3 protein-coding genes are annotated in these 5,742 nt (G+C 59.4%); 2 read left to right on the forward strand and 1 reads right to left on the reverse strand.

Going from position 1 to position 5,742, the window contains the following annotated elements; genetic code table 11:
• Both A3764_RS06510 and A3764_RS06515 read left to right on the forward strand, forming a co-directional pair.
• A partial coding sequence (locus A3764_RS06510; RefSeq protein WP_201722408.1) for a hydantoinase/oxoprolinase family protein occupies nt 1-1,009 on the forward strand: 1,009 nt, incomplete at its 5' end.
• Nucleotides 1,006-2,799, forward strand: coding sequence for a hydantoinase B/oxoprolinase family protein (locus A3764_RS06515; RefSeq protein WP_067267629.1), 1,794 nt, complete (start codon nt 1,006-1,008; stop codon nt 2,797-2,799). The genes A3764_RS06510 and A3764_RS06515, both read left to right, overlap by 4 nt.
• A 10-nt stretch (nt 2,800-2,809) precedes the next feature.
• On the opposite strand, the gene A3764_RS06520 is transcribed toward A3764_RS06515, so the two are convergent.
• On the reverse strand, nt 2,810-5,692 hold the full coding sequence (locus A3764_RS06520) for a Tn3 family transposase (RefSeq protein WP_067267030.1): 2,883 nt from the start codon (nt 5,690-5,692) through the stop codon (nt 2,810-2,812).
• Nucleotides 5,693-5,742 lie beyond the last annotated feature (50 nt).

The raw sequence follows: 5,742 nt of genomic DNA on the forward strand, positions 1-5,742 counted from the left end.
AGGCGGCGACGAGCCGACCGTTACCGACGCCAATGTCATACTTGGCATCGTCGACCCGGACTATTTCCTTGGTGGCAAGATGCCGCTCGATACCAAGGCGGCGTCAAAGGCAATCGACAAGATTGCGAAAGCTCTGAATATCGGCCTTCAGGAAGCCGCCTGGTCAATATACACCACCGCGAACCACAACATGGTTGCGGCCATCGAAGAGATCACCGTTCGCGAGGGGATAAACCCGCGGGAAAGCTTCTTTGTCTGCGGAGGCGGCGCAACGGCGATCCATATCGCCGAAATGGTCGATATTCTGGGGCTCAAACACTATATGATCCCTCGATACATGGCGGGGCTGTCCGCCTTTGGCGGCCTCATTTCCGATATCTGCCGCGAAGACAATGCCGTGTTCCTTACCTCTGATACCGATTTTGACGCTGAAGGTGTGACTTCGACGCTGACCTCGTTGCTCCAGCGCGGAAGTCAGTTCTTTGACAGTGCGAACGTGGTCGAGGAAAAGCGGAAGTTTGAGTTTTCATTCCGGGGCCGGTACGAATTCCAGTCCTTCGAAATCGAAGTGCCGTTCAGCGCCCCCGAGGGCCGGGTCACCGAAGAGATGTTGCCTGAGCTGGTCGAGGCCTTCCACAAAATGCACGAACGCATCTATTCGATCCGTTCAGACGGTGACCGGGTCGAGTTCGTGGCATGGAAGTCGCGCGCGATCGGCAAAAGATCCGGGCAAGATCTGTTGCGCCGCCAGAGCCTGGCCGAGCACCTTGGAGAGGCCAGCCCCAAGACGCACCGCGATGTCTATCTCGGACCTGATCAAGGCCTGCGACCACTTCCGGTCTACGATCTGAACAATCTCGGTGCAGGGGCACGTCTGTCCGGCCCCGGTCTCATCGAGGGTGAAACATTCACTGCGCTGCTGAAAACCGACCACCACGGGGTGCTTGATCGTCAGGGCAATCTCAACGTGTCCGTCGGAAAAGTCGCAGCAGAAGGATTGGCAAGATGACCAGAGAATACAATGCATCCGCCGATGCCGTGCGCCGGATTGACCCGTTCATGGTTTCGGTGCTCAAGAGCCGGTTCGAAGCAATCGTTCGCGAAATGAGCCTCGTGGTCATGCGGGCCAGCCGGTCCGCCGTGATCAAGAACGCGCGCGATTTCTCTTGCGCAATTCTGACCTACGAACATGAGCTTGTTTCCGTCGAGGATGCGCTGCCGATACATGTCATGTCGATGGAGACGGCAACGCGCCCGCTCACCGAATTCTTCGATGATATCGAAGAGGGCGACATCTTTATCAATAATTGCCCCTATACCGGGGGTACGCATCATGCCGATCTGATCATGGCGATGCCGGTCTTTATTGACGGCACGCCGCGGTTTTGGGCGGTTGCGCTGTCTCACCATGCCGATACGGGTGCGCCTGCGCCGTCAACCTATCTTCCGTTTGCAAAGAACATATTCGAAGAGGGGCTGCATTTCCCCTGCGTGCGCCTGGTTCGAAAAGGAGAGGTTCGCGAAGACATTCTGCGTATCGGCACGATGCGCAACCGGGTCCCGGATCTTTGGCTGGGGGATGTCCGGGCGCAAATGGGCGCATGCCGTACCGGCGCCAAGAGGATTCAGGAACTGTGCGGTCGCTACTCGGAAGAGACGGTTATGGACTTCGTGGCTGACTGGTTCGACTATGGCGCGCGTAGTGCAGCCGCCGCAATCGCCAAACTTCCTGCAGGAAGCTTCTCTTACTCGACTCGCCACGACCCCGTTCCGGGTGTTGCCGATGATGGCATTCCCGTCAACGTAACCATTCACGTCGATTCGGACCGGGGCGAGATCACAGTCGATGCACGCGACAACATGGATTGCGTGGCAGGGGGCCTTAACCTGTCTGAAAATACCGCCACGGGTTCCTGCCGCATCGGCGTTTTCAACAACCTCGACGAATCCGTTCCCCATAACGAAGGGGCCAAATCTAGGGTCAAAGTACTCTTGCGCGAAGGCTGTGTCGTGGGAAAACCGGAATATCCCGTCGGAACCTCGGTTGCCACGACCAATGTCAATGACCGGCTGATGATGGCCGGGAATGCAGTCTTCTCCGAGATGGGCGCGCCTTACGGCCAGGCCGAAAGCGGATCGCATCTACCGGCCGGAATTGGTGTGATCTCGGGGTCCGACCCGTTCAAAGCTGGCAAGACCTATGTGAACCAGGTCTTTGTCGGTTACGCGGCCGGAGGGGCCAACCACGGTCACGATGGCTGGCTGACATATTGTGGTGCCGCCAACGGTGGACTGATCCAGCTCGACAGCGTCGAGGTAGACGAAAGCATGTACCCGATCTTGATTGATGAGCGGGGTGTTCTGCCAGATAGCCAGGGCATCGGGGAATTCGAAGGAGCCCCGGCGACTTACGGGCTGTTCCACCCAATCGGGCATGACATGACCATCGCCTATGCTGCCGATGGCACAACCTTTCCACCGCGCGGCGTCCTTGGCGGGAGCGACGGGAAGGGAAGCGTTACACGGCGCGTCAACCTGGATGGCAGCGAAACTGAGCTGCCTGCCTTCGCCGAAGAGGTTATTCCGGATGGCTCAAAACTCTATTTCACCGCTTGCGGCGGTGCCGGTTACGGTTTGCCTTTCAAGCGTGATCCAGAGCGTGTTGCGGCCTCGGTCAATCGAGGATGGCTTTCGCGCAAACGCGCGATGGTCGAGTACGGTGTCGTCCTGATGGACAGTGACGAACCAGGTATTGTGAAGGTGGGGTCTGATGCCGGAGAGTGCAGAATCCTACGCTAAGGTTGTTTGGTCACCTTTTGGGCCACCTGTATTCGCCGGTGAGAAGGATGTGCGCCCACCCGAGGGGTGAGATATGCGCCAGAAGGTCGGGTGAGCAGTCCAAGCCATCATGGCAGCGGCCATCGACAGCCTGACCGAGATGCTTGGTGTTCCAGTAAATGATGATGGCGGCGAGGAGGTTCAGCCCGGCCATTCGGAAGTGCTGGCCCTGGGCTGTTCGATCACGGATTTCACCCTGGCGGCCGATGCGTAGGGCGTTTTTCAGCGCATGATGCGCTTCGCACTTGTTCAGTCCGATCTGGGCGCGGCGTTGCATGTCGGCATCCAGCAGCCAGTCGATGATGAACAGCGTCCGTTCGACCCGGCCAATTTCGCGCAATGCGACGGCAAGCTCATGTTGTCTGGGATAGGATGCAAATTTCCGCAACAGTTGGCTTGGGGGCATTACGCCCGCCACCATTGTGGCCGCGCTGCGCAGGATGTCGGGCCAGTTCGAGCTGATGACTGGTTCCCTGACCTTTCCGCCGATCAGGCTCGTCAACTCTTTCGGGCAGGAGGCCGGATTGAACAGGTAAAGGCGCTTGGATGGCAGGTCCCGGATGCGAGGGATGAACTGGAAGCCCAGCAGAGCGGTCACGGCGAAGACATGATCAGTGAAGCCACCAGTATCGGCGTACTGTTCACGGATCTTTTGTCCTGCGTTTGTCATTAACAGGCCGTCCAGGATGTAAGGGGCCTCGTTCACCGTGGCAGGGATGGTCTGGGTGGCGAAGGGGCCGAACTGATCGGAGACATGGGTATAGGCTTTCAATCCGGGCTCATGGCCATATTTGGCGTTGATGAGGTTCATCGCCTCGCCCTGCCGCGTGGTCGGGAAGAATTGCCCGTCGCTCGAAGCGGTCTGCCCGGCACCCCAGAACCGGGCCATCGGCAAGGTTGATTGAGCCTCGACGACCATGGCCAGAGCGCGGGCCATCGCGTCGCTTTCGACATGCCACCGCGACAGGCGCGAGAGCTGGAAATAATCGTGGGTGTTCGTGGCGCCAGCCATTTTGCTGAGGCCAAGGTTCAGCCCTTCAGCCAACAGCACATTCAACATGCCGACCCTGTCTTTGCATGGGACGCCCGTGCGCAGATGGGTGAAGGCCTCGGTAAAGCCAATCTCGTCATCCACTTCGAGCAGGAGGTCGGTGATCCTGATCTCCGGCAGGCGGGTGTAAAGATCGAGCACCATGGCATCGGCCTCTTCGGGAACAGCGGCAGTCAAACGGTCTATTTTGAGGGTGCCGTTTTCGATGGAACCACCCGGAATTGCACCAGCCCTGGCAGCACGGGCCAGTCGCTGCAAACCATCGGTCAAGCGAGCTTGCCGATCTGCCAGCCAGATGTCCGGCTCATACGGCATAGCCAGTCTTGGCGTGGCTCGGGCTACTTCGGCTGGGACCAGCGCATCCTTGAGATCCCCATACCTGCGGGAATGTGCGAGCCATATATCGCCTGCCCGGAATGCATCACGCAGATGGCACAGAACCGCCACCTCCCACAGCCGGTGCCCGTCATCGTCGTTCAGGTGCCGATGCCACTTTGAGGCTCGGCGCAAGAAAGTCACGGGGCGATCGGCGGTTGTATCCGCACCCGCGACAATATCCGCAGCAGCCAGCAATGGGTCGGCCACGGGGGCCGCCTGAATATCGAGCGCCCGCAGCATGCGCGGCGCATAGCGCCGAAAGCGGTGATACCCGTGGACAACATGTGCCAGCGGATCGGCCGCCAATGTGTTGGTGAGTTGGGCCGCCGTGGCGACAAGCCCTCTGAGCGAAGTCCAACCGCCGGCGACTTGAACCGCGTCGCCCAGGGAGGCTTGGTCTTCATGGGCCGCCAGCAGGGCTGACCCAAGATTTGAGAACCCCTGCAAGGTGTCCTTCAAAGCGGCCTTGGCATCATTCGCACGGGCATCGCACGCACGTTTTGCCTCGCGCCACGTCTTCCCGACAATACGGTCATGGGTCTCGACCACTGCATCGGCAATAGCACTTCGCCATTCCAAGGCGCAGACTGCTAGGATGGCAAGGCGGCGGTCGCCGGAGATATCCCGCAAATCACCCGCGAAGTATCGCTCACCCTGCCGTCGGAGGCGCGCGATACGGTGGGGCGGCACACCCGACAGGACGGTTCGGTCCACGGCCATGGTCTGCAAGAATTCCAACCGGTCGAGCAGCCGGTTCATGTCGGCTGAGTTCTGGCCCACCTCAAACTGGCGCAGCCAGACAAAGCGGGTGACAGAGCTGTCTGCCATTTCCGTCAGCAAAGCATCAAGCCGGCTGCGCATCTCACCGTCCAGCCGCTCAGCAATCCGGGCGGCGATCCGCCGCTCTGCAGCGACGAGAGCATCCGCGCAAAGGCGCTCGATAACCGTGATCCCTGGTAGAATGGTCTGGGTCGCCCGGCAGTGTTCCACGAAGCGCCGCGCCAAATCCTCGTTTGACCGGGCTGTTTCGGCAGTTCTCTCCAGCCAGACCTTCAGGTCGCGCGATCCTCGGCCAGTGAACATCTTGTAGCCATAGAGATCCCGCAGGGCAGCCAGGTGTTCATGACGCGTCTCCTCACGGCTTGCATATCCCGCCAGATCGTCCGACTTCAGCCCAAGTTGCGCTGCCAGAAAGCGCGTGACCTCCATTGGAATGACCTCGCCCGGGGTCAGCGACCGACCGGGGTAGCGCAATGCGCAAAGCTGCAAAGCGAACCCAAAACGATTGTGGGGGCGGCGGCGAGCGCGGATGATTTCGAGATCGTCGTCGGCAAGGGTGTAGTGGCGCAACATCGCCGTTTCATCGGTTGGAAGATCAAAAAGTGCTGAGCGCTGACGCTCGGTGAGGATAGTACGATGCGCCATGTTTCTTTTGATTTCCCTATATGGTTTGGGTATTTATGATTAAGATACTG

The organism is Sulfitobacter sp. HI0129, from assembly GCF_001635395.1.
Lineage (GTDB): Bacteria > Pseudomonadota > Alphaproteobacteria > Rhodobacterales > Rhodobacteraceae > Sulfitobacter.

Excerpts from the sequence above, each read along its gene's own strand:
- A3764_RS06515 (WP_067267629.1), top strand. The coding sequence starts at position 1,006 with ATGACCAGAGAATACAATGCATCCGCCGATGCCGTGCGCCGGATTGAC.
- A3764_RS06520 (WP_067267030.1), bottom strand. The coding sequence starts at position 5,692 with ATGGCGCATCGTACTATCCTCACCGAGCGTCAGCGCTCAGCACTTTTT.